The organism is Streptomyces sp. NPDC093510, from assembly GCF_040683555.1.
Classification (GTDB): Bacteria; Actinomycetota; Actinomycetes; order Streptomycetales; family Streptomycetaceae; genus Streptomyces.
Genome location: NZ_JBFBEE010000007.1, coordinates 298,195 through 322,534, shown reverse-complemented (window position 1 = coordinate 322,534; position 24,340 = coordinate 298,195). Strand labels below are relative to the sequence as shown.

Annotated in this window: 23 protein-coding genes and 2 tRNA genes; 13 read left to right on the top strand and 12 right to left on the bottom strand. The window is 71.4% G+C overall.

What is annotated here, in order from left to right:
- Positions 1–38: 38 nt before the first annotated feature.
- Together AB0N81_RS14125 and AB0N81_RS14120 are read right to left on the bottom strand one after the other, a co-directional pair.
- Positions 39–281, bottom strand: coding sequence for a hypothetical protein (locus AB0N81_RS14125; protein ID WP_365358066.1), 243 nt, complete (start codon positions 279–281; stop codon positions 39–41).
- An 85-nt stretch (positions 282–366) separates the two neighbouring features.
- The gene (locus tag AB0N81_RS14120; protein ID WP_365358065.1) at positions 367–1,092 is read right to left on the bottom strand and encodes a TetR/AcrR family transcriptional regulator C-terminal domain-containing protein; all 726 of its coding nucleotides are present in this window, start codon (positions 1,090–1,092) and stop codon (positions 367–369) included.
- A 133-nt stretch (positions 1,093–1,225) separates the two neighbouring features.
- Here AB0N81_RS14120 and AB0N81_RS14115 point away from each other — a divergent pair, with 133 nt between their 5' ends.
- The gene (locus AB0N81_RS14115) at positions 1,226–2,704 is read left to right on the top strand and encodes a serine hydrolase domain-containing protein (protein WP_365358064.1); all 1,479 of its coding nucleotides are present in this window, start codon (positions 1,226–1,228) and stop codon (positions 2,702–2,704) included.
- 18 nt (positions 2,705–2,722) lie between these two features.
- Here the strand turns inward: AB0N81_RS14115 and AB0N81_RS14110 are convergent, their stop codons facing one another.
- On the bottom strand, positions 2,723–3,124 hold the full coding sequence (locus AB0N81_RS14110; protein ID WP_365358063.1) for a MerR family transcriptional regulator: 402 nt from the start codon (positions 3,122–3,124) through the stop codon (positions 2,723–2,725).
- 182 nt (positions 3,125–3,306) lie between these two features.
- Between AB0N81_RS14110 and AB0N81_RS14105 the strand changes: the two genes are divergently transcribed.
- Both AB0N81_RS14105 and AB0N81_RS14100 read left to right on the top strand, forming a co-directional pair.
- Positions 3,307–4,380: an alkene reductase gene (locus tag AB0N81_RS14105; protein WP_365358062.1), complete on the top strand. Its 1,074-nt coding sequence runs from the start codon at positions 3,307–3,309 to the stop codon at positions 4,378–4,380.
- Positions 4,381–4,475: 95 nt separating this feature from the next.
- Positions 4,476–5,519: a LacI family DNA-binding transcriptional regulator gene (locus AB0N81_RS14100; protein WP_365358061.1), complete on the top strand. Its 1,044-nt coding sequence runs from the start codon at positions 4,476–4,478 to the stop codon at positions 5,517–5,519.
- A gap of 46 nt (positions 5,520–5,565) precedes the next feature.
- Here AB0N81_RS14100 and AB0N81_RS14095 read toward each other — a convergent pair whose 3' ends face one another.
- Positions 5,566–6,804, bottom strand: coding sequence for a glycoside hydrolase family 64 protein (locus tag AB0N81_RS14095; protein ID WP_365358059.1), 1,239 nt, complete (start codon positions 6,802–6,804; stop codon positions 5,566–5,568).
- 253 nt (positions 6,805–7,057) lie between these two features.
- Between AB0N81_RS14095 and AB0N81_RS14090 the strand changes: the two genes are divergently transcribed.
- Positions 7,058–7,840, top strand: a complete 783-nt coding sequence (locus tag AB0N81_RS14090) for a VOC family protein (protein WP_365358058.1) — start codon at positions 7,058–7,060, stop codon at positions 7,838–7,840.
- A gap of 180 nt (positions 7,841–8,020) precedes the next feature.
- Entirely contained in the window at positions 8,021–8,269 is a 249-nt protein-coding gene (locus AB0N81_RS14085; protein ID WP_365358057.1) for a WhiB family transcriptional regulator, read from the top strand.
- Positions 8,270–8,322: 53 nt separating this feature from the next.
- On the opposite strand, the gene AB0N81_RS14080 is transcribed toward AB0N81_RS14085, so the two are convergent.
- Entirely contained in the window at positions 8,323–10,794 is a 2,472-nt protein-coding gene (locus tag AB0N81_RS14080; RefSeq protein ID WP_365358056.1) for a hypothetical protein, read from the bottom strand.
- A 62-nt stretch (positions 10,795–10,856) separates the two neighbouring features.
- Entirely contained in the window at positions 10,857–11,315 is a 459-nt protein-coding gene (locus AB0N81_RS14075) for an Lrp/AsnC family transcriptional regulator (RefSeq protein ID WP_365358055.1), read from the bottom strand.
- Positions 11,316–11,377: 62 nt separating this feature from the next.
- On the opposite strand from AB0N81_RS14075, the gene AB0N81_RS14070 reads away from it, so the two are divergent.
- From AB0N81_RS14070 to AB0N81_RS14045, 6 genes are all read left to right on the top strand, one after another.
- Positions 11,378–12,127, top strand: coding sequence for an AzlC family ABC transporter permease (locus AB0N81_RS14070; RefSeq protein WP_365358054.1), 750 nt, complete (start codon positions 11,378–11,380; stop codon positions 12,125–12,127).
- The gene (locus AB0N81_RS14065) at positions 12,120–12,449 is read left to right on the top strand and encodes an AzlD domain-containing protein (RefSeq protein WP_365358053.1); all 330 of its coding nucleotides are present in this window, start codon (positions 12,120–12,122) and stop codon (positions 12,447–12,449) included. Before AB0N81_RS14070 ends, AB0N81_RS14065 begins: the two co-directional genes overlap by 8 nt.
- 87 nt (positions 12,450–12,536) lie before the next feature.
- Positions 12,537–12,608 (top strand) — tRNA-Glu (locus tag AB0N81_RS14060).
- A gap of 28 nt (positions 12,609–12,636) precedes the next feature.
- The gene (locus AB0N81_RS14055; RefSeq protein ID WP_365358052.1) at positions 12,637–13,986 is read left to right on the top strand and encodes an SDR family oxidoreductase; all 1,350 of its coding nucleotides are present in this window, start codon (positions 12,637–12,639) and stop codon (positions 13,984–13,986) included.
- Positions 13,983–15,170 (top strand): ribonuclease inhibitor, encoded by a 1,188-nt coding sequence (locus AB0N81_RS14050; RefSeq protein WP_365358051.1) that lies wholly within the window; start codon positions 13,983–13,985, stop codon positions 15,168–15,170. The genes AB0N81_RS14055 and AB0N81_RS14050 overlap by 4 nt, the downstream gene beginning before the upstream one ends.
- Positions 15,171–15,204: 34 nt before the next feature.
- Positions 15,205–15,280: transfer RNA gene (locus tag AB0N81_RS14045), tRNA-Trp, on the top strand.
- 36 nt (positions 15,281–15,316) lie between these two features.
- Here the strand turns inward: AB0N81_RS14045 and AB0N81_RS14040 are convergent.
- From AB0N81_RS14040 to AB0N81_RS14025, 4 genes are all read right to left on the bottom strand, one after another.
- Positions 15,317–16,288, bottom strand: a complete 972-nt coding sequence (locus AB0N81_RS14040) for an acyl-ACP desaturase (protein WP_365358050.1) — start codon at positions 16,286–16,288, stop codon at positions 15,317–15,319.
- A 156-nt stretch (positions 16,289–16,444) separates the two neighbouring features.
- On the bottom strand, positions 16,445–17,221 hold the full coding sequence (gene ddaH, locus AB0N81_RS14035; protein WP_365358049.1) for a dimethylargininase: 777 nt from the start codon (positions 17,219–17,221) through the stop codon (positions 16,445–16,447).
- Positions 17,222–17,259: 38 nt separating this feature from the next.
- Positions 17,260–19,575: an excinuclease ABC subunit UvrA gene (locus tag AB0N81_RS14030; protein WP_365358048.1), complete on the bottom strand. Its 2,316-nt coding sequence runs from the start codon at positions 19,573–19,575 to the stop codon at positions 17,260–17,262.
- A gap of 10 nt (positions 19,576–19,585) precedes the next feature.
- Positions 19,586–21,229: an ABC-F family ATP-binding cassette domain-containing protein gene (locus AB0N81_RS14025; protein WP_365358047.1), complete on the bottom strand. Its 1,644-nt coding sequence runs from the start codon at positions 21,227–21,229 to the stop codon at positions 19,586–19,588.
- A gap of 319 nt (positions 21,230–21,548) precedes the next feature.
- Here AB0N81_RS14025 and AB0N81_RS14020 point away from each other — a divergent pair, with 319 nt between their 5' ends.
- Positions 21,549–22,235, top strand: coding sequence for a GPP34 family phosphoprotein (locus AB0N81_RS14020; RefSeq protein ID WP_365358046.1), 687 nt, complete (start codon positions 21,549–21,551; stop codon positions 22,233–22,235).
- 54 nt (positions 22,236–22,289) lie between these two features.
- On the opposite strand, the gene AB0N81_RS14015 is transcribed toward AB0N81_RS14020, so the two are convergent.
- The gene (locus AB0N81_RS14015) at positions 22,290–22,706 is read right to left on the bottom strand and encodes an SsgA family sporulation/cell division regulator (protein WP_365358045.1); all 417 of its coding nucleotides are present in this window, start codon (positions 22,704–22,706) and stop codon (positions 22,290–22,292) included.
- Positions 22,707–23,003: 297 nt separating this feature from the next.
- Between AB0N81_RS14015 and AB0N81_RS14010 the strand changes: the two genes are divergently transcribed.
- Positions 23,004–24,023 carry an oxidoreductase gene (locus tag AB0N81_RS14010; RefSeq protein WP_365358106.1) on the top strand — a complete coding sequence of 340 codons (1,020 nt, stop codon included), beginning with the start codon at positions 23,004–23,006 and terminating at the stop codon, positions 24,021–24,023.
- 17 nt (positions 24,024–24,040) lie between these two features.
- On the opposite strand, the gene AB0N81_RS14005 is transcribed toward AB0N81_RS14010, so the two are convergent.
- Positions 24,041–24,340: a YciI family protein gene (locus AB0N81_RS14005; protein ID WP_365358044.1), complete on the bottom strand. Its 300-nt coding sequence runs from the start codon at positions 24,338–24,340 to the stop codon at positions 24,041–24,043.

The following is a 24,340-nucleotide window of genomic DNA, read 5'->3' as shown; positions in this document are numbered from 1 at the left end:
GGCAGGGTATGCGGAGGGGCTCGGCGCGAGTGATCCGGTCACTCGGACCCGTCGGAGAGGGGGTCGGACCGGGCGCGGTCGGGCGGGGGCTTCTGCGCGTGGATGTCGTGGAGGGGGAGCAGGTCTCCCAGGACGCTGTGGGACAGGGGCGTCCATGACGAGGTGCCGACTGCCCTCGGCCGGCGGGGGTCGTCCGCGGGCGGCTCCGTCGCCGGGCAGGCGGGGACGCGGGCCTCGGGGATCACCGCGTACAGCTCGAGCCTGATCACACCTACGCGCATGGGAGCCCCCAGCGGAGAAGCACACCGATCGTCCCACCACAAGGCTCGAACTGCTGTTGAAACCCCGATCCGGGGGGGGCGTCGCTCAGGTGGCGAGCCGGGCCGTCAGGCCGTCGAGGACCCGGTCGAGCCCGTAGGCGAAGTCGTCGTCGCGGATCTGCTGCGGGTGCACGTCCTGCCGGGCGGAGCTGCCCTTCCGCAGCCCCGGGTGCTGCCGCGTGGCATCGTCGAAGGCGGGGCGCAGGCCGGCCACCCACTCCTGCTCGGTGCTGCCGCTGCGGGCGACCAGTGAGAGGTACGCGGCCTCGGAAGCCGCGATCCCGACGACGTACGCCGTCAGCGTCCCCACCGCCCGGTCCTGCTCCTCCGCGGGGAAGCCGGCGGCCTCGAACTGCGCGAGCAGCCCCGCCGCCGTCCGCATGGCGTTCGGTCCGATGTGGACGAGTCCGACCTGGCCCAGCTCGGGGGCGATCCAGGGGTGGCGCAACGCCATCGCCCGCAGCTCGGTGGCGGTACGGGTGACTGCGGCGCGCCACCGGGTGCGGTCGGCGGCGGGGTGGACCTGAAGCTCGCCGAAGACGTCGTCCACGACCAGCTGGATCAGCTCGTCCTTGTTGGCCACGTGTCGGTAGAGGGAGGTGGCGGCGGCGTCCAGGCGGGTGCCGAGCTTGCGCATGCTGAGGGCCTCGACGCCCTCCGCGTCCAGGAGTTCGATCGCCGCGGCCACGATGTGCTCCCGGGTCAGCTGCTCCCGCTGGCGGGGCCGCGGACGGGTCCACACCGATGCGGTCGGCTTCCTGTCGGCTGGCATGTGCCCCTCGTCTCTGTGTGTCCGGCATGTTCTCGCCGACCATAGCGCACGGCGTACGCCATTGCGTACGCCGTTCTGTTGTGCGTACAGTGTTCGCAACGAGGAACGCAGTACGCAACGAGTGGGGGCCAACATGTCGAGCAACGCCGTGCAGAGCACGAACAACGCCGTCAGCTGGGACGAGCAGGGCGGCTGGGAAGCCAACGGTGCGTGGGGGAGCCGGAGTTCGGCGGGGCGGAAGCTGGACCTCGCCCACTGGCAGGCCCGCCTCGACGCGTTGCGCGCCGAGCACCACGTCCCGGCCGCCTCGCTGGCGATCCTCGTCGGCGGAACCGTCCACGAGCTCGCCAGTGGCGTGCTGCACCGCGGCACGGGCGTAGAGGCGACGACCGACTCGGTCTTCCAGATGGGATCGATCGCCAAGATCTACACGGCCACCCTGATCATGCGGCTCGCCGAATCAGGCGAACTGGACCTGGACGCACCGGTCGTGGACGTGCTCCCGGAGTTCTCGGTCGCCGGCCCCGACGCGGCCAAGGAGATCACCGTACGCCGCCTGCTCAGCCACACCAGCGGTCTCACCTGTGACTTCACCTATGACACCGGACGCGGCGACGACTGCCTCGCCAAGTACGTGGAGGCCGCGAAGGACGTGGCACTCGACTGTCCGCCCGGCACCGCGCTCTCCTACAGCAGTGTCGGCTACAACGTGCTCGGACGGATCGTCGAAGTCGTGACCGGCAAGGTCTGGGACGAGGCGCTGAGGGATCTGCTCCTCACCCCGCTCGGCGTCACGCACACGATGACGCTGCCCGAGGAGGCGCTGCGCTTCCGTGCGGCGATGGGGCACCTGGGGGAGGCGGGCCAGGACCCGGACCCGGCGCCGTCCTGGGACCTGATGCCGCGCTCGGCGGGCCCGTACGGCAGGGTCATCGCCACGGCCGGGGACGTCGTCCGGCTGGCGCGAATGCACCTCGAAGGCGGGGTCGCGCAGGACGGCACGCGCATCCTCTCCGAGGAGACCGTCGCGCTGATGCGGCGGCGCGTGGTCGACTCCCCGGACAAGTGGACGGTCAGTGCGGACGGCTGGGGGCTGGGCTGGACCCTCTACGACTGGGACGGCGTCCAGGGCTACGGCCACGACGGCGCCTCCATCGGGCAGTACGGCTATCTGCGCGTGGTGCCGTCGGCGGGTGTCGGGGTCGCGCTGCTCACCAACGGTGGCGGCGCGCGTGAGCTGTACGCGGCCCTCTTCAGGGAACTGCTCGCCGAGCTGGCCGAGGTGACGATGCCCGAGCCGTTCGCCCCGCCGGCCGAGCCGCCCGCGGTCGACCTCGCGCCGCTCGTCGGCACGTACCGGCGCGAGGGCGTGGTCATCACCGTGACCGAGCGGGACGGCGCGGCTCACGCGGTGTACGAATTCGTCGACGGCATGAAGGACTTCTCCGAGCCCTTGGAGATCGACCTCGTGCCGGTGACGGACACGGTCTTCGCCGGTACGGGGGTGGGCGCGGCCTTCAGCGAGGACTACATGCCCGTGGTCTTCTCCACGCTCCGGGACGGCACGGGCTGCGTCTACATCGGAATGCGCTGCGGCCCCAAGACCGCGTGACCGCCCGGGACCCCCGGACTATCGGGGCTGCCCGGACTCCTCAGTGGCCGGGGCCCCGTCCCGGAGGGTCTCGCGGTGGGCTCGGGCCACGGTCACCATGGTGTCGAGCGTGTCCCGGGCCCGCTGGAGATCGTCGATCTGCGCCGTGATCCGCTCGCGTTCGCGGGCCATCCGCTCCAGCGCGGCATCGGAGTTGTGCTCGCTCGGGGAGTCGGCGCACGGCATGAGTTCGGCGATGGTGCGACTCGAGAGGCCCGCCGCGTACAGGCCCTGGATGAAGTGGACGCGCTCCGCGTCCCGCTCTGTGTACTGCCGCTGTCCGCCCGGCGTGCGGACGCTGCTGAGCAGCCCCTGCTGCTCGTAGTAGCGCAACGACCGCACACTCACTCCGGCGAGTGCCGCGAGTTCCCCGATCCGCATGGCTGTCTCCCGTGGTTGTCCGAGTGTGAGTTCCTGTGGCGGGCACCACACGAATCCGCGGTCTTCTCCGCTTGCACCTGACGCGGGCGTCAGGTTTTAGCGTACTCGTGTGCTTCGGAAGCCGGAGCGCGCACGCAGTTGCACGTGGCCGCACACAGCTGCACGTACCTGAGGAGAACGACATGCCGTCCCTGTTCAGCGGTTACCGCCTCGGCGGACTAGCTCTGCCCAACCGGACCGTCATGGCTCCCATGAGCCGCGTCCGAGCCGCCGCCGGCGGTCTGGCGACGCCCTCGATGGCCACCTACTACGCGCAGCGCGCCACGGCCGGCCTGATCGTCACGGAGGGCGTCCAGCCCAGCCGCGTCGGGCAGTCCAATCCGGGCACGCCCGGCCTGCACACCGACGAACAGACGGATTCCTGGCGGCAGGTGACCGACGCCGTCCACACCAACGGTGGGCGCGTCTTCGCCCAGATCATGCACGGTGGCCGCGTCTCGCACCACGAGACCACGGGCCTCCAGCCGGTCGGCCCGTCGGCCGTGCCCGGCGAGGGCGACGTGTTCACCCCGAGCGGCCCGCAGCCGCTGCCGGTCCCGCGGGCCCTGGAGACCGGCGAGGTCCAGGAGCATGTCCAGTCGTACGCGGACGCCGCCCGCCGCGCCGTCGACGCGGGCTTCGACGGGGTCGAGCTGCACGGCGCCAACGGCTACCTGATCTCCCAGTTCCTGTCGTCCAACGCCAACCTGCGCGACGACCGGTACGGCGGCTCCGTCGCCAACCGCATACGGTTCGCCGTCGAGTCGGCCGCCGCCACCGCCGAGGCCGTGGGCGCCTCCCGCACCGGCGTCCGGCTGTCGCCCGGCGGCGGCATCTGGGGGGTCAGGGAGGACGACGCCGCCGAGCTGAACACCGCTCTGCTCACCGAGCTGGCCCGCCTGGACCTCGCGTACGTGCACCTGGAAGGCACCGCCGACGAGGACGTCCTCCTCCAGCTGCGCAGGGCCTGGCCGGGCACCCTCATCGTCAACCCGACCGTGCCCGGCGGCCCGAAGCAGACCGGACGGGCGGAGGCCGACCACTGGCTGGGCCTGGGCGCCGACCTCATCGCCTTCGGCCGCGGCTTCCTCGCCAATCCCGACCTGGTCGAGCGGCTGCGCTCGGGGCTGCCCCTCGCGCCCGTCGAGGAGAACACCTTCTACCAGGGCGGCGACGCCGGGTACATCACCTACCCGGCGTACCAGCACACGGCCTGACCTGCCGGTGGCGGCGGATCAGCGGATCAGTGGATCAACTGCGGCAGCGGATAAGGGAAGATGCCTCCTGACGTCGTCAGGGAGGAGTGACCGAGGTGACCGAGGAACCGCGCCCGACCCTGGAGGCCGTGGCCGCCCGCGCCGGGGTCTCCAGGGCCACCGTCTCGCGTGTCGTCAACGGCGACCCGGGGGTGCGGGAGGTGCTTGCCGAGAAGGTGCGGCACGCGGTCGACGAGCTGGGCTACGTCCCCAACCGCGCCGCCCGCAGCCTGGTCACCCGCCGCCACGACGCGGTCGCGGTGGTGATCGCCGAGCCGGAGACACGGGTCTTCGCCGACCCCTTCTTCGCGCTCCAACTCCGGGGCATCAGCAAGGAGTTGACGGCGCACGACATCCAGCTCGTGCTGCTGCTCACCGAGGGGCGGGACGACCACGAGCGGGTCGGCCGCTATCTCACGGGCGGCCACGTCGACGGCGCCCTCGTCTTCTCGCTGCACCTGGACGATCCGTTGCCCGGCATCATCCGCCGGGCCGGGCTGCCAACCGTGTTCGGCGGCCGGCCCGGCTGGCCGCAGGCGGAGCCGGGCGAGCCGAGCACGTCGTACGTCGACTGCGACAACCGGGGCGGTGCCCGCGAGGCGGTGCGTCACTTGGCCGGACTCGGCCGCGACCGCATCGCGCACATCACCGGGGCCCTCGACCAGACCTCCGCGGTCGACCGGCTCGACGGGTTCCGTGACGTCCTGGGAGACGTGGACCCGCGGCTGATCGCCGAGGGAGACTTCACCCCGGGAGGCGGGGAACGCGCGATGCGGGAACTCCTCGACCGCGTACCGGATCTGGACGCGGTCTTCGCCGCCAACGACCTGACGGCGTCCGGCGCACTCCGTGTGCTGCGCGAGCGGGGCAGAAGGGTGCCGGACGACGTGGCGGTGGTCGGGTTCGACGACATGCTTCCGGTGGCCGAGCAGACCGACCCTCCGCTGACGACGGTCCGTCAGGAGATCCAGGAAATGGGACGGTTGATGGCGGCGATGCTTCTGCGCGGCAGGGGAGACCCGGAGCCCACGACCACGTCGGCCGGCGAACCGGCCGGCGTGGTCCTGCCGACGTCCCTGGTGCGCAGGGCGTCGGCGTAACGGCACCGGCGCGACAGGAGCCCAGGAGCCCAGGAGCCCAAGACCCCTAGGAGCCGACGCTCACGGTGAAGCGTCGCGGGTTCCCGTCGTGCGCCGCCCCCGACACGTCCGGCTGGCCGTCAGGCCGCACGTCGTCGTACGGAAACGCGTACCCGATGGGGGAGTTGGCGTGCACCACGCGTGACCAGTGGTTGGTGACCGCGTCACGGTAGTAGTCCGCCGAGCCCGCGCCGTTCGGCTGCGCGGGGTGGGTGAGCATGATGCTGCGGTTGAAGCCGGCCGCGAGCCGGGCGAGCAGGCCCTTCTTGTCGTCGGGGTCGTTCGGATTGTTGGCGAAGGGGCCGTGGTTGCAGGTGAAGATGTCCTTCGAGGTGGGCTTGGTGAAGGAGTGGCCGCCGTTGAAGGTCAGCACGTCACCGCTGACGCGCCCGGTGAACACCCCGCGCCCGCCCTGGAGGTCGATCTTCAGGTCGGTGCCGCGGTACTTGTCCCACACCTTGTCGATGTAGCTGTTCCACACGTCGCGGAACGGCATCTGGTCCGGCCTGTCGAAGTACGGCGCCATGAGGTTCTGCGGCGAGATGACCCGCAGCACGCCCCCGCCGTCGCCGCGGATGACCAGCTTGTCCCACGGCTGCCCGTCCTTCGCCGCCTGTGCCGCCAGGTCCGACGCGATCCTGCCGACGGCGCCGTCGGGCAGCGGGGCGACGGTGTGCCTGGCGTCGCCCTCCAGGGTCAGGCCGATGGGCAGCGCGGTGACGAGGTCGACGTAACTGATGTTGGCGTAGAGCTGCTGGGGGTTGAAGGTGAACTCGCAGAACGACCACGTGCGGCCGTAGTTGGGGTCCGCACGGGTCGCGAACGCGGGCTCGACCAACGCCGGGCCGGGGTTGAGGAAGAAGTCCAGCCTGTCGTCGCGTACGAAGTAGACGCGGGCGCCGTACATCTGAGGCAACGTCAGCACCTTCGGCGCCGATCCCGCGGCGCCGAGCGGGATGGCGCAGTCGACGGCCAGCGGGGTCTGCGGCGCCGACGGCGACTCGGGCCGGTAGACGCCGCCGTCCGGCTTGAGCAGCACCCAGCGGCCGGTGCCCTGCTCGTGTCCGGTGACGTAGGCGCGCACCTGGCCAGGGAGCGACTTGTTCGCCAGGGCCAGCTCGCAGGTGGCGGGTGCGGCCTTGCCGCCCGCCCGGGCGCCGGGGCTGAGCGCGCTTCCCCAGAGGGGGTAGGTGAGGGCGCCCGCTGCGCCGGCTGTGGAGGTCAGGAACGTTCGACGCGATATCACGGAAGGTCTCCTGCGACGGTTGCGTGGGGGTGTGGGGGTGTGGGGGTACGTGGGGGCCCCCGCCTCGGGGTGGTGCACCACTGTCTCGGCGGGTGATTGCGGCGTCAAGAGTTGTGACTGAGAGCGCTCTCAGAAATCTTCTTCCTTCACGAAATGACGACGTCGCGGCAGGTGTGCCGACGAGAGGCGGATTGTCAGTGGCGGGTGCCAGACTCAGGAATGACGGAAGAGAGTTGCGACAAAGGAGTCGATCATGCTCAATAACCGTTTCCTCACAGGAGCCCCCGTCTGGGTGGACTCGTGTGCCCCCGATCTCGGCGGCGTCAGCGCGTTCTACCGCGACCTGTTCGGCTGGGAACTCCAGCAGGGCGCCGCGGAAATGGGCGGCTACAGCCAGTATCAGCTCGCCGGCCGGACCGCCGCGGGCGCGATGGCCATCTCGCGGGACGAGGCGGCCCCGGCCTGGACGCTCTATTTCCGGACACCGGACGTGGACGCCACGGTGAAGTCGGTCGAGCAGGCCGGTGGTGGCACGCTGTTCGAGGCCGTCGACATCCTCGACCTCGGCCGCATGGCGGGCCTCACCGACTCGGCGGGCGTCCCGTTCTCCGTGTGGCAGCAGGGAGAGCTGAAGGGCCTCGATGTCCTGAACGAACCGGGCGGCCTGGTCTGGACCGAGCTGTACACCCCGGACGTCTCCGCCGCCATCGGGTTCTACGACTCGGTGTTCGGCTGGCAGACCACCGAGGCGACCTTCCCCGGCGGGACGTACACGATGGTGCACCCCGCGGGCGGCACGGCGGACGACATGTTCGGCGGTGTGGTGCCGCTGGCCGACGACTCCTGCGAAGACGGGGCGTACTGGCTGCCGTACTTCCAGGTGGACGACTGCGACAGCGCGGTCGCCAAGGCCCTGGAGGGCGGCGGCGAGGTGCGGATGGAGCCCCTCTCGATGGAGGGCGTGGGCCGTTTCGCGAAGCTGACGGACCCGGCGGGAGCGCGCTTCGCCGTGCTGCAGCCGTCACCCCCCGAGTAGCACAGGCCCACCGGACAGGCCCTGGAGCGACCGAGATGGGCGGGGCCAGTATGGTTCGGCTGTTTCGCCGGGTGCGCCGCTGGGCAGTCCTCACCGGGGCACGCGCGCCCGGCGGCCGACCAGCCCTTCGTTGATCGTTCGTTGATTGGTTGTTTCGCGCGGTGCGGCAGCATCGGTGGCATGCAGATCGAGATGACAGCCGAGCCCGAACTCGCCTGGCAGGAGCAGGCTCTGTGCGCCCAGACCGGAGCCGACTTCTTCTTCCCCGAGCCCGGGAGCTCGGTGCGTGAGGCGAAGGACATCTGCCAGATGTGCGAGATGCGCACGGCCTGCCTGGAGTACGCATTGACCAACGACGAGCGGTTCGGCGTCTGGGGCGGCCTCTCCGAGAAGGAGCGGTACGCCCTCAGACGCGAACCCCGCGCATGATCCTGCCTTGATCCACGGACCCGTGGGCCCGGTCGCCCCGGGCCCACGGGTCCTCAGGCGTACGTCACGACGAACCGCCGGGTCCCCGCGGGGACGTGGACGTCGTCACCGGAGACGGAGAGTTCCCGCCCGTCGGCCGTCACCGACCGCACAGGGCCGAACCGGCAGGGGTAGACGTACCGCACCCGCTCCGGGGCCTCGGTCACCTCCACCGTCACCGTCCGCCTGCTCGCGTCGTGCGTGAGCCGGTACCCGAAGGGCTCGCCGAACAGCGTCGGAGCGGACTCGACGGCCACCGTGTCGCCGTCCGGCACCCAGTGGGGCCGTACGCCCGGCGCGATGTACACGTGCGGATCGTGGTCCTCGTCCGCCTCGAAGAGCAGGATGTCGCGGATCAGGAGCAGGTACTCGGCGGCGGCCCAGCCGTGCGGGATGTCGCCCATGTACCAGGGCCGGGACGGCACCTCCCGGAAGTCCGACGCGACGGTGAACGCGTGCTGCTCGTTCCACGCGCCGAGCGCCACCGCCCGCTCCTCGGTCCGCGGGAAAGCGGCCCCGACGATCCAGCCGAGCAGCTCGTCCATCCGCGCCGCATCGCCCGCCAGCAGGTACGCGTGCGCCAACTGCGTGGTCAGGTACGGGCCGTAGGCGTTCCATGCCGCCTCGTGCCGGTAGCCGCCCGACACGAAGTGGGCGTACATCGTGTCGAGGGTGAAGCGCGCCGCCGCGTCGATGTCCGTGCCCAGCTTGCTGCCCATGTGCAGCCGCAGCGGATGGAAGAACGCCGCGGTGCCGATCATCGTCGAGTCGAGCCGCCCGACGTCGCCCGGTCCGGTCGGGATGTACGTCTCCCACGCCCCCCGCCTGCGCTGCTCCGCGAGGACCCAGCGCACCGAGGCCGCCGTCGCGCGCTTCACGTCGTCGAAGGCGGCCCACAGCTCGGGCACGTCCGGCGAGCCGATGCGCTCCGCGAGACGCGCCGCCTCGTACAGGCCGGCCAGCGCCCACAGGTCGTCCCAGTAGTGCGGTTTGTCGCGCTCGCCCAGGTGCTCGGCGCTCCAGCCGCTGTGCAGCAGCCCGTACTGGTCGCGGTTGTCCCGCAGCCACCGGGCGCCGTCGATGACGTACGGCGTGTAGAGCTTCGTGCCGAACGCGGCGGCGCGGCCCTGCGTGCGGTCGAAGCGGCCGATCGCCCAGAGCGCCTGGCCGTTGCTGTCCCACTCGCGGTCGTCCCGCTCGTGCGGGCCGCCGTAGAACCCGTACTCCGCGCACGGCCCGACGCGTCCCGTGCCGCGGTTGAACTTCAGCGGGTAGTGCGTGCCCAGCTGGTGCTCGGCAAGCGCCGCGTCGCCCACCAGCGAGCAGGCCGTGGCCTCGACGGACGAGTCGCGGATCCAGAACGAGTCGTAGACCGTCGGACCCGGATGGATCTCCCCGTGGTCGGAGAGGATGAGCAGCTGCGAGCGCGACTCGCGGAACAGGTCCGTCAAGTGGGCCACCGGGCGCGGCAGTTCGGGCTGCAGTCCCTGGCCGATGAGTTTCGACGTCCAGAACGCCCGGTTGGCCTCCTCCAGGTCGGCGGCGGGCGTGGCCCTGATCTCGGCCAGGTCGTCGGCCCCGCTGTACAGATCGACGGGCAGCCGTACGTCCAGCTCGAACGTCTCGTCGTCGATGACCCGGAACGGCCAGGCGAAGGCCGCGCTGCACAACCCCGCGACCTGGTCCTGCGCCTGCCCCGCGCCGTTCAGCTTGCCGCCCGTGACCAGGTCGTGGAACGGGTTGCGGGTCAGATAGGAGTCCGGGTCCTCGCTGAAGTCGGGGTTGCCGTACACGCCGTGCTGCTCGGGTGCGGTGTCGAACACCGGGCCCCAGCCGCTGTTCGTCTCCACCCGGTTCTCCAGCGGCAGATGCCGAAGGAACGTCAGCCTCCGGTCGGTGATCTGGCGTCCGTTGCGGTCGTGCCGCTGGAAGCCGCTCGGCCCCGCGGGCATGACCGCCGCGCACAGCCAGCCCTCGCGCGGCTGCCCGGTCGCGGTGCCCACCGTCACCCGGGTGACCACGAGATCGCGCTGCCGCGCACCCACGGCCGTCGCGAAGGTGCGCTGCACGAACGCGACACCGTCCGGCGTACGGAAGTCCGTCAGGACGACCGGCAGGTGCGGGGCCTCCATGCGCTGTGCCACCGTGCCGCCGTCGGGCAGCTGCGGCAGGTGCAGGGCGCCCGTCGCCGGGTCGTACAGGAAGAAGAACAGGCAGTACTTGTCGTAGACCGGCTCGATCTCACCGGCCTGCCCGATCAGTGACTCCTGACGGTGGTCCTTCACGCCCACCATGTGCCAGTAGCGGTACAGGGCGTTGGAGGCCAGGGCGGCCTCCTTCGATTCGTACGTCCCGCGGTCGAAGTCGTCGCTCCAGTGCCGGAAGGCCTGCTGCGCCCACCACGGCACGGGATAGGGCAGCCGCCCCTTGCCCGTCCAACCGCGCCACATGACCTCGTAGAACATCCGCTCATGGGTCTGCGCCATGGGTTCCACCCCCGGTGCCCACAGTTGCACCGCGAGGGGCGTTCGTAAATCGGGTGCCGGGGTCAGAGTCCCGGCTTGACCGTTTTCATCGTCAGGTGGGAGTCGACGCGCAGGACACAGGGGAGGCCGGTGAGCTTGCCGGTGAGGAATGCCTCGTAGGCGGCGTGGTCGGCGACCGCGACGCGGATGAAGTAGTCGGGGCGGCCGAACATGCGCCGAACCTCTATGACCTCCTCGTAGGAGGCCACGACCTCTTCGAACTCGAGGTACGTGTCGCGGTCGTTGGCGCTGACCTCGACGTCGATGAGGACTTCGAGACCGCGCCCGAGCGCCGCGGTGTCGATGACGGCGTGATAGCCGGCGATGACACCCGCCTCCTCCAGACGTTTGACCCGACGCAGACAGGGAGGCGCGGTCAGGCCCACGCGTTTGGCCAGCTCGACGTTGGTGAGACGGCCGTCCTGGCGCAGGTGAAACAAAATGTCGTGATCCAGGGCGTCAAGGCGAATTTCATTGCTCACAGGCCCATCATAGAGCCACTATCGGCAATCAAATTAGGCGTGGATCTTCATAAAATGTCGGCATGCGAATAGCACCACCCGTCGCCGACGCCACTCCTGTGTCCACTTCCGTCCCCCCTCCACGTCCCCTCGCGGGGCTGCGGACCGCGTTCGGGGACACCGCCTCCGTAGGACTCGCGTTCCTGCCGCTCGGGCTCGCCTTCGGGGCCCTTGTCACCCATTCAGGACTCGACTGGTGGTGGGCGGGCCTGTCCGCCGCGCTCGTCTACGCGGGCTCGTTCGAATTCCTGCTCATCGGCATGGTCACCGCCGTCGCCCCGCTGGCCTCGATCGCCGGGGCCGCCTTCATGGTGAACGTCCGGCACGTGTTCTACGCGCTGTCCTACCCGCTGCACCGTGTCGAAGGGCGGGCCGGCAAGGCGTACGGGACGTTCGCGCTCAGCGACGAGGCGTTCGCCCTGACCTCGGGGGAGCGGGCCCGCTCCTGGCCGGGCCGGCGCATCCTCGGGCTGCAGCTCCTCCTGCATCTGTACTGGGTGGCCGGCTCGGTCGCCGGTGCGCTGCTCGGCTCGCTCATCCCCGACAGCGTCAGGGGCCTGGACTTCGCGCTGACCGCCCTGTTCACCGTGCTCGCCGTCGACGCCGTACGGGACCTGCGCGGTGACCTGCCCACGCCCGTACTCGCCCTGCTCAGCGCCCTGTTCGCCCGCCTTGTCTTCCCCGGCGAGCTGCTCCTGGCCGCCTTCGCCCTGTTCACCGTGGGGCTCCTGGCCCGCCACCTGGCCGCCCGGAGGACGCCGAGCCATGCCTGACACCAGGTACGCCATCGCCGCGGTCCTCGTCACCGCCGCCGTCACCTGGGCCCTGCGCGCCCTGCCCTTCGCCGCCCTCGTCCCGCTGCGCGAGAGCGGCACCGTCCAGTACCTCGCCGCCCGCATGCCCGCGGGCGTCATGGTGATCCTCGTCCTCTACTGCCTGCGCGACCTGCCCCTCGCGGGCACGTCCGCTTCGGCCCCGGCGGCGGCCGTCGCGGTCACCGTGGGCCTTCACCTCTGGCGCCGCAACGCGCTGTTGAGCATCCTCGGCGGCACCGCCGTCCACGTGGCCCTGGCCAGTACCGTCTTCGCCCCCTGAGACGGTGGCGCCGCCCGGGAAACCGAGGCGACACAGGGGCGCGCCGGTGGTTACGATCCAGGCGCCGCACGCGGGGCGTGCGGCGCGGGTCCTGTAGAGCAGAGGCAGACTCGCCGCCCTCTCAAGGCGGATACGCCGGTTCGAATCCGGCCGGGACCACGGGCACGGAACACGCGGGCAGGAACACATGGGTGAGAGCGGCGGGATCAGCGAGGCGGACCTCGCGGCCTTCCACGACGTGGTCGGCAGACTCCGGGAGCTGCCCGTCGACGATCCGGTGCGGCTGCGCGCCGAGCAGGTCGCCGCGTCCTTCGCCCGTGACGGCCGGCTGCGCAGACGCAAGGCGCGCGGCGCCGAACTGTCCGCCGCCGACGCGGCCGCGATGGCCGCCACCGCGACCGGCGCGGGCGACCGCCGCGAGGACGCGCCCCTGTCCGCCGAGGGCGCGGGCGGCGTCTTCCTGCGCCCACGGCCCTGCTATGTGTGCAAGACGTCGTATCGACAGGTCGACTCCTTCTACCACCGGCTCTGCCCGGCCTGCGCGGCCGACAACCGCTCCCGGCGCGCGCTCACCACGGACCTCCGCGGGCGGCGCGCCCTGCTCACCGGGGGCCGCGTGAAGATCGGCTTCCAGCTCGCCCTGATGATGCTGCGGGACGGCGCCGAACTCCTCGTCACCAGCCGCTTCCCGCACGACACCGAGCGGCGCTTTCGCGCGGTGCCGGGCAGCGCGGCATGGCTCGACCGGCTCACCGTGCTCGCCGTCGACCTGCGCGACCCACGCCAGGTGCTCGGCCTGTGCGAGGAGCTGCGGCAGCGGGGCGAGCCGCTCGACATCCTCGTCAACAACGCGGCGCAGACGGTACGGCGACCGCCCGAGTCGTACGCGGCCCTCACAGCGGGGGAGACGGACGGGCTGCCCGCCCTCGCCCGGAGCGCCCCCGGCTTCCGGCCGATGCCCACGGCGGGTGCCGCCCCGGGAGCCGCCGGGCAGGGCGCCCTCGCCCTGGTGCTGCGTGACGCCGACGAGGCCGGGCTGCTCCCGGACCCCGCACCGGAGAACTCCTGGTCGGCCCGGCTCGGCGGCCTCGATCCCGCCGAGGTCCTGGAGACCCAGCTGGTCAACGCGCTCGCCCCGGCCCTGCTCTGCGACCGGCTGCTGCCGTTGCTCCTCGCGTCGCCGCGCCCCCGCACGTACATCGTGAACGTGGCGGCCGTCGAGGGCCGCTTCGCCGTGCGCAACAAGATGGGCGGGCACCCGCACACGAACATGGCGAAGGCGGCCCTGAACATGCTCACCCGTACCAGCGCCGCCGAACTCGCCGAGCAGGGCGTGCACATGTGCGCTGTCGACACAGGCTGGATCACGGACGAGAACCCCGCGCCGAAGAAGGACCGCATCGCGGGCGCGGGCTTTCGCACACCGCTCGACGTCGTGGACGGCGCGGCCAGGATCTACGACCCGATCGTGCGGGGCGAGGCCGGCGCGCCCGTCTCGGGCGTCTTCCTCAAGGACTACCGGGAGGCGCAGTGGTGAGCGAGGACCTGTCCGCCGGAGTGCCGCGCGTCGTGCCCCGGCCGGTGTCCGAACTGGCGCCCATGCTCGACTGGTTGAGGGCCGGGAGCCCGGCGGGTGAACGGCTCGACTTCACGGCGGGGACCGTGCTCCCCGACGGACGGCTCGACCTGTGCAAGCAGGCGATCGGCGCGCGCGGCGCGGCTCTCGTCGCCGAGGCGCTGCGGGACGCCCGGGCCGCCGCCCCGGCACGGCACGAAGCCGCCTCTCCTGTACGGCACTTGCTGCTCGGCACGGACGGTCTCGGTGACGCGGGGGCGGCGGACGTGGCGGGCGGCGCGGGCGCGACCGGCGTCGAGACCCTCTACCTCGGCTGCAACGGCATCACCGCGGGCGGCGCCTGCCGCATCGCCGACCAGCTGCGTGCCTCGCCGCAGGTCGTGACGGGAGTCTGGCTGAAGCGCAATCCGCTGGGGCCGGAGGGCGGTCGCGCGGCAGCGGGACTGATCGCGTCCGTAAGAGCGTTGCGCACGCTCGACCTCGTCCAGACCGGCCTCGACGCGGCCGGGCTCACCGTCCTCGCCGACGCGCTCCTCGCGGCCGCAGGCACCGGTCGACGCGTCGAGCGGATCTTCCTGGGCGGCAATCCGCTGGGGAGGGACGGTGTCGTACCGCTGGCGGAGCTGATCGCCCAGGGCGCGGTGCGTGAACTGTACGTATCGGCCGCGCGGTTGGGCGACGAGGGCGCGCTGCTGCTGGCCTCGGCGCTGGACCGCGGTCCGTACGGCGGGCTCGGCCGGCTGTCCGTCGCCAGCAACGGCATCGGACCGCGCGCCGCGGCCCGCCTGGTCACCGCGTCGGTGGGCGCGGGGGTGGAACTGCTCGACCTGGGCCGGGTACGCGCGGCCGGGGCACTCGGCGCGGCCGACAACCACGTGGACGACGAGGCGGCCGCGACTGTCGCGGCCGCGCTCGCCGCCGGGGAGCACCGTCTGACCCACCTGGTGCTGACGCACACGGGGATGCGCAGCCGGGAGGCCCACCGGCTCCTCGACACCGCCGAACTCGCGTACACCCCCACCCGTTTCGTGCTCGGCCAGGGCATCGCGGCGAGCGTCAAGCGGCGCCTCGGGGCGTTGAGCGCGGGCATCCCCGCCCCCGCGGTGGCGCCGGACGTCGCGGCGGTGCGCAGCGTCCACCGCTGACGCGGAGGGGCGGAGCGTACGATTTCCCGCAAGGGCGGGGTCGTAGCGCAGAGGCAGTCGCACCGGTCTCCAAAACCGGAACACGCTGGTTCGAATCCAGCCGCCCCGCCCCCTTCACAGGCCCCTGGGGCCCTGTGCCGGAAAGGTCAGGCGCCCCGGGACGCCATGCGGGCCTTGCGTGCCGCCAGCCTCTCGTCGAACTTCGACGCCTCGGCGTCGAGGCCGCTCATGTAGAAGCCGAGCTCCTCCTGTGCCTGCAGCCCCTCGGGGCCGAGGCCGTCGATCTCCAGGACCTTCAGGAAGCGCAGCACGGGCTGGAGCACGTCGTCGTGGTGGATGCGCAGGTTGTACACCTCGCCGATGGCCATCTGCGCGGCGGCACGCTCGAAGCCGGGCATGCCGTGGCCGGGCATCCGGAAGTTGACCACCACGTCGCGCACGGCCTGCATGGTCAGGTCGGGGGCGAGCTCGAAGGCGGCCTTCAGGAGGTTGCGGTAGAAGACCATGTGGAGGTTTTCGTCGGTCGCGATGCGCGCCAGCATGCGGTCGCAGACCGGGTCGCCCGACTGATGTCCGGTGTTGCGGTGCGAGATGCGGGTCGCGAGCTCCTGGAAGGCGACGTACGCGACCGAGTGGAGCATCGAGTGGCGGTTGTCCGACTCGAAGCCCTCGCTCATGTGCACCATCCGGAACTGCTCCAGCTGGTCCGGGTCGACGGCGCGCGAGGCGAGGAGGTAGTCGCGCATCACGATGCCGTGGCGGCCCTCCTCGGCCGTCCAGCGGTGCACCCAGGTGCCCCAGGCGCCGTCGCGGCCGAAGAGGGAGGCGATCTCGTGGTGGTAGCTGGGGAGGTTGTCCTCGGTGAGCAGGTTGACCACCAGGGCGATGCGCCCGATGTCGGTGACCGGGGACTGGCCCTTCTCCCACGCCTCGCCGTCCTCGAAGAAACCGGGGAAGTTGCGGGCGTCGGAGAACGGGACGTACTCGTGGGGCATCCAGTCCTTGGCCACCTTGAGGTGGCGATTGAGTTCCTGCTCGACCACTTCCTCCAGCGCGTAGAGCAGACGGGCATCGGTCCAGCTGTCCGCGCTGCCGAGGTGGGGAGAGGTGATCGTCACGTGGGCTCCATAGAGGGACGGGAGTACTTACGAGCAGTGCGAGCGATGCACTACCTACGGTCTCGTAGGTTACGTTGCCGTAGGTTAAACCCTCCGTAAAGAGGCTGTGAGCCAGGGCACCACCCGTCTCTGCTGCAACAAAGGCCTCAGTACTGGTCAGGCGTACAGATCGCGAAGGCGAACTGAGAGGCACGTCACACAGCCTTCGAGTTTCTCGAACTCACGGATATCCACGAGAACCGGATCAAATCCGAGATCGGCGAAAAGCTCCGCGCTCTTCGGCGCACTCGCCGACATGAGCAGCTTCGCGCCGCCGAGCAGCACCACGTGCGCGCCCGCCTCCTCCGGTACGGGCAGGAAGCGGGGGAAGAGCGAGGCGCTGTCGACCAGCGGCTCGTACCCGATCACCGTCCCGTCGGGCAGTGCCGTCACCCCGGACTTCAGATGCAGCACCTTGGTCACGGGGACGGCGACCACCCGCGCCCCGAGCGGCTCGAAGACCGCCCGCAGCTGCCGCACCCCCTCCGCGTCGGTCCTGCCGCCCCGCCCCACATAGACCGTGTCGCCGATCTTGAGGACGTCGCCGCCGTCGAGCGTGCCCGGCTCCCACACCCGGTTCACCGAGCAGCCGAGCCTGCCCACCGCCTCCTCGACGCCCGGTGTCTCGCCGCGCCGGGACTCGGCCCCCGACCGCGCGATGAGCGCCACGTTCCGGAAGACCACCACCGCGTCCTCCACGAAGACCGCGTCCGGGCAGTCGTCGGCCGGCTCGGCCTCGAAGGTCTCCCAGCCGTGCCCGTCCAGCGCCGCCACGTACGCCTCCCACTGCCGCGCCGCGAGCCGCGTGTCGACCGGTGTGCGGTCCAGGTGGGTGACCAGGCCCTCGGCGAGGCGCGGTCCCGGGCGGCGGATCAGGGCCTTCTTGCTGGGCACGGATTGCTCTCCTCACGCGGGCGGGACAGTGCCGCACATCATGCAGCGCGGGGCGTGCCCCCGCCCAGAGCGCCTCGGAGGTGCTCCGCCGTGAACGACCCCTCGGCCCGCAGAAGCTGCGCGGGCGTCCCCTCGAACACGATCCGCCCGCCGTGCTTGCCGCCGTCGGGGCCGAGGTCGATCACCCAGTCCGCGTGCTTGACGACGTTGAGGTTGTGCTCGACGACCAGGACGGTGTTCCCCGCGTCGACCAGCCGGTCGAGCATCGCGAGCAGCCCGTCAACGTCCGCCATGTGCAGGCCGGCGGTCGGCTCGTCCAGGACGTACGTCGTGCCCGTGCGGTGCAACTGGGTGGCCAGCTTGATGCGTTGGCGCTCGCCGCCGGAGAGCGTGCTCAGCGGCTGCCCGAGCGTGAGGTAGGTGAGGCCCACGTCCCGCAGCGCGCGCAGACGGCGGCGCACCGACGTGTCGTCGAAGCGCTCGAAGAACTCCAGGGCCTGATCGGCCGTCATCTCCAGCACGTCCACGACGGACCGCCCGTCCAGGGTCAGCCGCAGCACCTCGTCCTTGAAGCGCCGCCCCTCGCACGCCTCGCACGTCGTGGTCACCGGGTCCATGAACGCCAGGTCGCTGTAGATGATCCCGCGCCCCTGGCAACGCTCGCACGCACCATGGGAGTTGAAGCTGAACAGGCTCGCCTTCGCGCCGGTCCCGCGCGCGAACAGCTTGCGGACCGTGTCCATGATCCCGAGATACGTCGCCGGGGTCGAGCGGCCCGAGATGCCGATGGACGACTGGTCCACGACCACCGCGTCCGGGTGCGCGGCGGTGAACGCCTTCGACACCAGCGTGCTCTTGCCCGAGCCCGCGACGCCGGTGACCGCCGTGAGCACTCCGGTGGGCACCCGCACGCTCACGTTCTTGAGGTTGTGCAGATCGGCGCCCTCGATCCAACGGCCGCCGGTCGCCTCGCGCGGGTGCTCCTTGACGCCGGTGGCGCGCCGCAGGTGGCGGCCGGTGAGGGTATCGGCGCGGCGCAGCTCGTCCGGTGTGCCCTCGAAGACGACCAGGCCGCCGCCGGCACCCGCCGCCGGACCCATGTCGACGACGTGGTCGGCGACCGCGATCACGTCCGGGTCGTGCTCGACGACGAGGACGGTGTTGCCCTTGTCGCGCAGGCGCAGCAGGAGGTCGTTGAGGCGTCCCACGTCGCGCGGGTGCAGCCCGACGCTCGGCTCGTCGAAGATGTACGTCATGCCGGTGAGGCTGGAGCCGAGGTGGCGCACCATCTTCAGGCGCTGACCCTCGCCGCCGGAGAGCGTGGACGTCTCCCGGTCCAGGCTGAGATAGCCGAGGCCGATCGCCTCGATCCGCTCCAGGGCCGCCACGGCGGCCCGGGCGATCGGTCCCGCCACCGCGTCGTCGATGGCCGCCAACTCCTTGATGAGATCGGTGACTTCCATGCGGGTGCAGTCGGCGATGCCCAGACCGTTGATACGGGTGGCGAGCGCCGCCGGGTTGAGCCTGGCACCCCGGCAGGCCGGGCAGGCGCCTTGGTGCAGGAAGCCCTGCACCATGTCGCGGGTCCGCTGGGAGAGGGTGGACAGATCGCGGTTGAGGTAGAGCCGCTCGAAGCGGTCGGCGAGCCCCTCGTAGTCGATGTCCCGCGCGCCGCCCGTGTTGTTGACGCTGACCTTCTTGCGACGGCTGTCGCCGCGCAGCAGGAACTGCCGCTCCGCGTCGGTGAATTCACCGACCGGCTTGTGCGTGTCCAGCTCGGTGGTGTTGGTGTACGTCTGGCCCTGCCAGGTCCCCACGGCGAACGGCGGGAAGAGGATCGCGCCGTCCGCCAGGGACCTGGCGGGGTCGAGGATGCGGCCGTAGTCGGGGCGCACCGTGCGGCCGAGACCGTCGCACTCGGGGCACATGCCCGACGGGTCGTTGAACGAGTACGCCGTCGCCGGGCCCGCGCTCGGTGTGCCGTGCCGGGAGAACAGCACGCGGATCACGGAGTAGATGTCCGTCATCGTGCCCACGGTCGAGCGGGAGTGGCCGCCGATCGGCTTCTGGTCGACGACGATCGCGGGGGAGAGCTCCTCGATGGCGTCCGCGTGCGGCCGCTCGTACTTCGGCAGTCGGTTGCGGACGAACCACGTGAAGGTCTCGTTCAGCTGGCGCTGCGACTCCACCGCGATCGTGTCGAAGACGACCGACGACTTCCCGGACCCCGACACCCCGGTGAAGACCGTGAGCAGGCCTTTCGGGATGCGCAGGGTCACTTCCCTGAGGTTGTTCTCACGGGCTCCGTCGATGGTGATGCAGGGGCGCGTGCCCCATTGCGTGTCCTGGTGCATGCACCCGACGCTACGAGTGATACCCGACAGCTTCTGTCTTCTTTTCCTGGGTGATCTCCTTGAGTTCCCCGTCCAGGAGCAGCCACCGCGTGATGCCGATGGACTCCAGGAACGGCAGGTCGTGACTGGCCACGATGAGCGCGCCCTGATACGACTCCAGAGCCGTCGAGAGCTGCCGAACGCTCGCCATGTCGAGGTTGTTCGTCGGCTCGTCGAGCATGAGCAGCTGCGGAGCGGGTTCCGCGAGCAGCAGCGCCGCGAGGGCCGCGCGGAACCGCTCGCCGCCCGACAGGGTCGCCGCGGGCTGATCGGCCTTGGCCCCCTTGAACAGGAAGCGGGCCAGCCGCGCCCGGACGCGGTTGTTGGTCGCCTCGGGGGCGTACGCCGCCACGTTCTCGGCGACGGTGAGATCGCCGTCGAGCACGTCGAGGCGCTGCGGCAGGAACCGCGTCGGGACGTGCGTCAGTGCCTCGCCGGAGACGGCGTCCAGCTCCCCGACGATGGTGCGCAGGAGCGTGGTCTTGCCCGCGCCGTTGCGGCCGATGAGAGCGATCCGCTCGGGGCCGCGCAGCTCGAACTCGCCCGCCACGCGGGCCCCGTAGCGCAGTTCCAGACCGCTCAGGGTGAGCACGGTGCGCCCCGGATGCACCAGGGTGTGCGGCAGGTCGACGCGGATCTCGTCGTCCTCGCGCACCGCCTCGACGGCGTCGTCCAGGCGCTCCTTGGCCTCGGCAAGCTTCTCCTCGTGCATGATGCGGTGCTTGCCCGCCGACTCCTGCGCGGCCCGCTTGCGCGCCCCCACGAGGATCTTCGGCAGGCTCCTGCTGTCCTGGATCTTCTGGCCGTACCGCTTGCGACGGGCCAACTTGACCTGGGCGTCGGCCAGATCGCGCTTCTGCTTCCTCAGGTCGGACTCGGCGACGCGCACCATGCGCTCCGCCGCCTCCTGCTCGGTGGCGAGGGCCTCTTCGTACGCGCTGAAGTTGCCTCCGTACCAACTGACCTCCCCGTCCCGCAGATCGGCGATCTGGTCGACGAGGTCGAGGAGTTCACGGTCGTGGCTGACCACGACCAGGACGCCGGACCATGCCTCGACGGCCGCGTACAGGCGGCGACGGGCGTACAGGTCCAGGTTGTTGGTGGGTTCGTCGAGCAGCAGTACGTCGGGGCGGCGCAGGAGCAGCGCCGCCAGGCGCAGCAGAACCGACTCGCCGCCCGACACCTCGCCCGTGGTGCGGTCGAGGCCGATGTGGCCGAGCCCGAGCTGGTCCAGGGTGGCGACGGCGCGCTCCTCGACGTCCCAGTCGTCGCCGACCGTGGCGAAGTGCTCCTCGCGCACGTCACCGGCCTCGATGGCGTGCAGGGCGGCGCGGGTCGCGGCGATGCCGAGCACCTCGTCGACGCGCAGACCGGTGTCGAGGGTGATGTTCTGCGGCAGGTACCCGACGTCACCGGAGACGCGTACGACGCCTTCGGCCGGTGTCAGTTCACCGGCGATCAGCTTCAACAGGGTTGATTTCCCTGAGCCGTTGGCGCCGATGAGCCCGGTCCTGCCGGGCCCGAAGGCCACCTGAAGGCCATCGAGGACCTCGGTGCCGTCGGCCCACGCGAAGGAGAGCGACGTACAAGTGATGGAGGTGGGGTGGGTAGACATACAGGCCTCGCGGTTGTGTGGTGTGAACCGTTGTCGGGGGTGCCAGGGGCAACGCGTTCGAGACACCGCGGCGCGGATGAGGCCTGGAAACAGGAAAGGCCTATGCCGGGGGGACGGGACGGCTCGTGATGCCGAGGTCGCACACGGCGTGCACGGCAGCGAAAGCTGCGTGACGCGATGTCTCATGACCTCAGACGAGCAACGTCCTACTCCTATCGACGGCAACAGAACCGCTGTACACCGTAGGTAGACCCTTGCGGTGTGTCAACGTTTTATCGTGAGGACCGCGAGGCCCCGTGCCGCCGACCGAGGAGGCGCCGTGCACTTCGGCACGCTGTCCCTGCCCGCCAGGCTCTTCCTTCTGGCGTGGAATGGCGAGAAGGGCAGGTTCACCGGCGGCCCCGACCTCCACCTCGTGGTACGCGCCGGAGCGCTCGCCGAACTCGCCGGGCGCGGCGTGCTCGTCGACACGCGAGGCATCGTCACCCCGGTCGTCGGCGCCCGCACCGGGGACACGGTCCTCGACGCCCTCGTCGAACTCGTCGAACAGTCCCGGCCGCGCACCTGGCGCGGCTGGCTGACCCACCGCTCCCGGGCCACTCTGAGCGCGGTGCGCGACCAGCTCGCCACACACGGCTATCTGCGCCAGGAGCGCAGGCGCGTCCTCGGTCTCTTCCCCGTCCGGTGCTGGGAGCTGGAGCGTGCCGGGTACGCGGAGGCGCTGCAGGCCGACGCCGCCGCGGTGCTGCGCGGCCCTCGCCCGGTCGCGGAGGTGTCCGAGAGCGACGCGGCCCTGGTCATGTGCGCGGCCACCGGAAAAGTGCGCCCGTTCGTCACCGGCAGGGACCGCGGACGGCACAAGGACAGGCTCGCGGAGCTGACCGACCGCGGCGGTGGCGCGTCGCCGGAACTCACGGAGCTGATGCGCGCCCTGCGCAAGGCGCTGGCCTCGGCGATCGCGTCGGCCGAGGCGACGCGCTCGTCCAGCGGCGGCGGAGGCGATTGAGGTGCTCGACGTGAGGGCGGGCCCCGGGGGCGCCGGCGGGCGCGAGGGGCCGCCTCAGCAGGCGTCCCGCATCAGCTCGGCCAGGTCCTGGTCCAGGTCGACGTGGCGGTGCTCCTGGCCGACCGGCACCAGCGCCGTCGTGCGGTGCAGGAAGCGGCGGAGGTCCCCGGTGCGGATGTGGACGATCGCGGTGCCCTCGGGGGCGTGGAACTCCACGACCGTACGGTCGAAGCCGTACGGCCGCACGCGCACGTCCCCGTCGCCCACCGCCCGCTCGACGCCCTGCGCGAGCAGCTCACGGGCGAAGGTCCAGTACACCTCGACGCCCTCGAGCGTCGCGGGGGCGGGGAAGCTCATCCGCACGGCGAAGGGGTCCCGCCGGTCGTAGTGGAGCGTTGCGGGAATGGTCGGCATCCGCGGCGCGGCGGCGACCAGGCGGGCCTCTACGGCTTGCTCGATGACGGTGGACAACGCCTGCTCCCTCACTGACTGCTGGACGACTGGGGTCGGCACCTGACTAGACGACGGAATGACGAGATCCGTGCACACGGAGGGTGGGTCGGACCGAGTGACCTCTGTCACCGCGACACCCTGGCGGCGCCCGCGGTTCCCGGCGGCCACCTCACGGGGGACACCTTCCGGCCATCTGGACGAGGCCCCGCGCGTCGGCTAGCTTCGCCCGCCATGAGGGGCATGGGGAAGTCGAAGTCGATGAGGCGAACGGTACTTGCGGGACTGTGCGGGGCGGCGCTCGCCGGGACCGTCCTCATGGCGCCGGGCGCCGCCGGGGCGGACGGGCAGAGCCACCACCCGGACCGGTATCCGCGCTGGCAGCTCAAGGACAGCGGCACCGACGCCCGCTTCCGCGGCCTCGCCGCCGTCAGCCGTGACACGGCGTGGGTGGCCGGCACCGGGGGAACGGTGCTGCGTACATCCGACGGCGGCGATACCTGGCGCGAAGTCTCTCCGCCCGGCGCCGCCGGTCTGGAGTTCCGCGACATCGAGGCCTTCGACGGCCGCCGCGCGGTCGTGCTCGCCATCGGCGAGGGCGAGGCCTCCCGGGTGCTGCGCACCGAGGACGGCGGCGCCACCTGGACGGAGTCCTTCCGCAACACCGACACCAGAGCCTTCTACGACTGCATGACCTTCTTCGACCGCCGCCACGGCCTCGCGATGAGCGACCCCGTCGACGGCAGGTTCCGCATCCTGTCCACCGCCGACGGCGGCCGCTCCTGGAAGGTCCTGCCGGACACCGGCATGCCCGCCGCGCAGGAGGGCGAGGCGGGCTTCGCGGCGAGCGGCCAGTGCCTGGTGAGCTCGGGGCCCCGGGACGTGTGGCTGGCCACCGGCGGGGCGGCACGCGCGCGTGTCCTGCACTCCGCCGACCGCGGGCTGACCTGGCGGGCCACCGACGCGCCGGTCCCGGCGGGCGACCCGGCACGCGGAGTCTTCGGGCTCGCCTTCCGCGACCGTACGCACGGCATCGCGGTCGGCGGCGACTACCGCGCGGGCCAGGCCTCCCCGCAGGCGGCCGCGGTCACCCGGGACGGCGGCCGCCGCTGGGACCCGGCGGGCCGCCCGCCGCCCGCCTACCGCTCGGGCGTGACGTGGTTCCCGCACAGCCGCTCCACCGCCCTCGCCGTCGGGCCGACCGGCACCGACATCACGACGGACGGCGGCCGCAGCTGGCGCACGGTCGATTCGGGGTCGTACGACACCGTGGACTGCGCCCGGGACCGGGGCTGCTGGGCCGCCGGGGAGAAGGGGCGCATCGCCCGCCTGCAGTGACGCTGGGCGAGACCGTCCTAGGAGGGCAGCTGCTCGCGGTACGGGGCGAGGGCCGGCGCCGTCTTCGTCGCGTAGAACTCGGTGATCCGGTACGCGCAGACCCCGGCCACCGTGAACGGGTCCTTCGCGACGAGCTCCTCGATCCTCGCGCGGTCGTCGGCGACGGCGATGATCACGCCGCCGTCGCGCGGGTTCTTGCGGCCGGACGCGATGAAGACACCGGCCTCGTACTGCCGGTCGAGCCAGTCGACGTGGGCGGCCAGCTGCTCGTCGACGGCGGAGACCGGCGCGGTGTAGGTCAATTCGAGAATGAACAT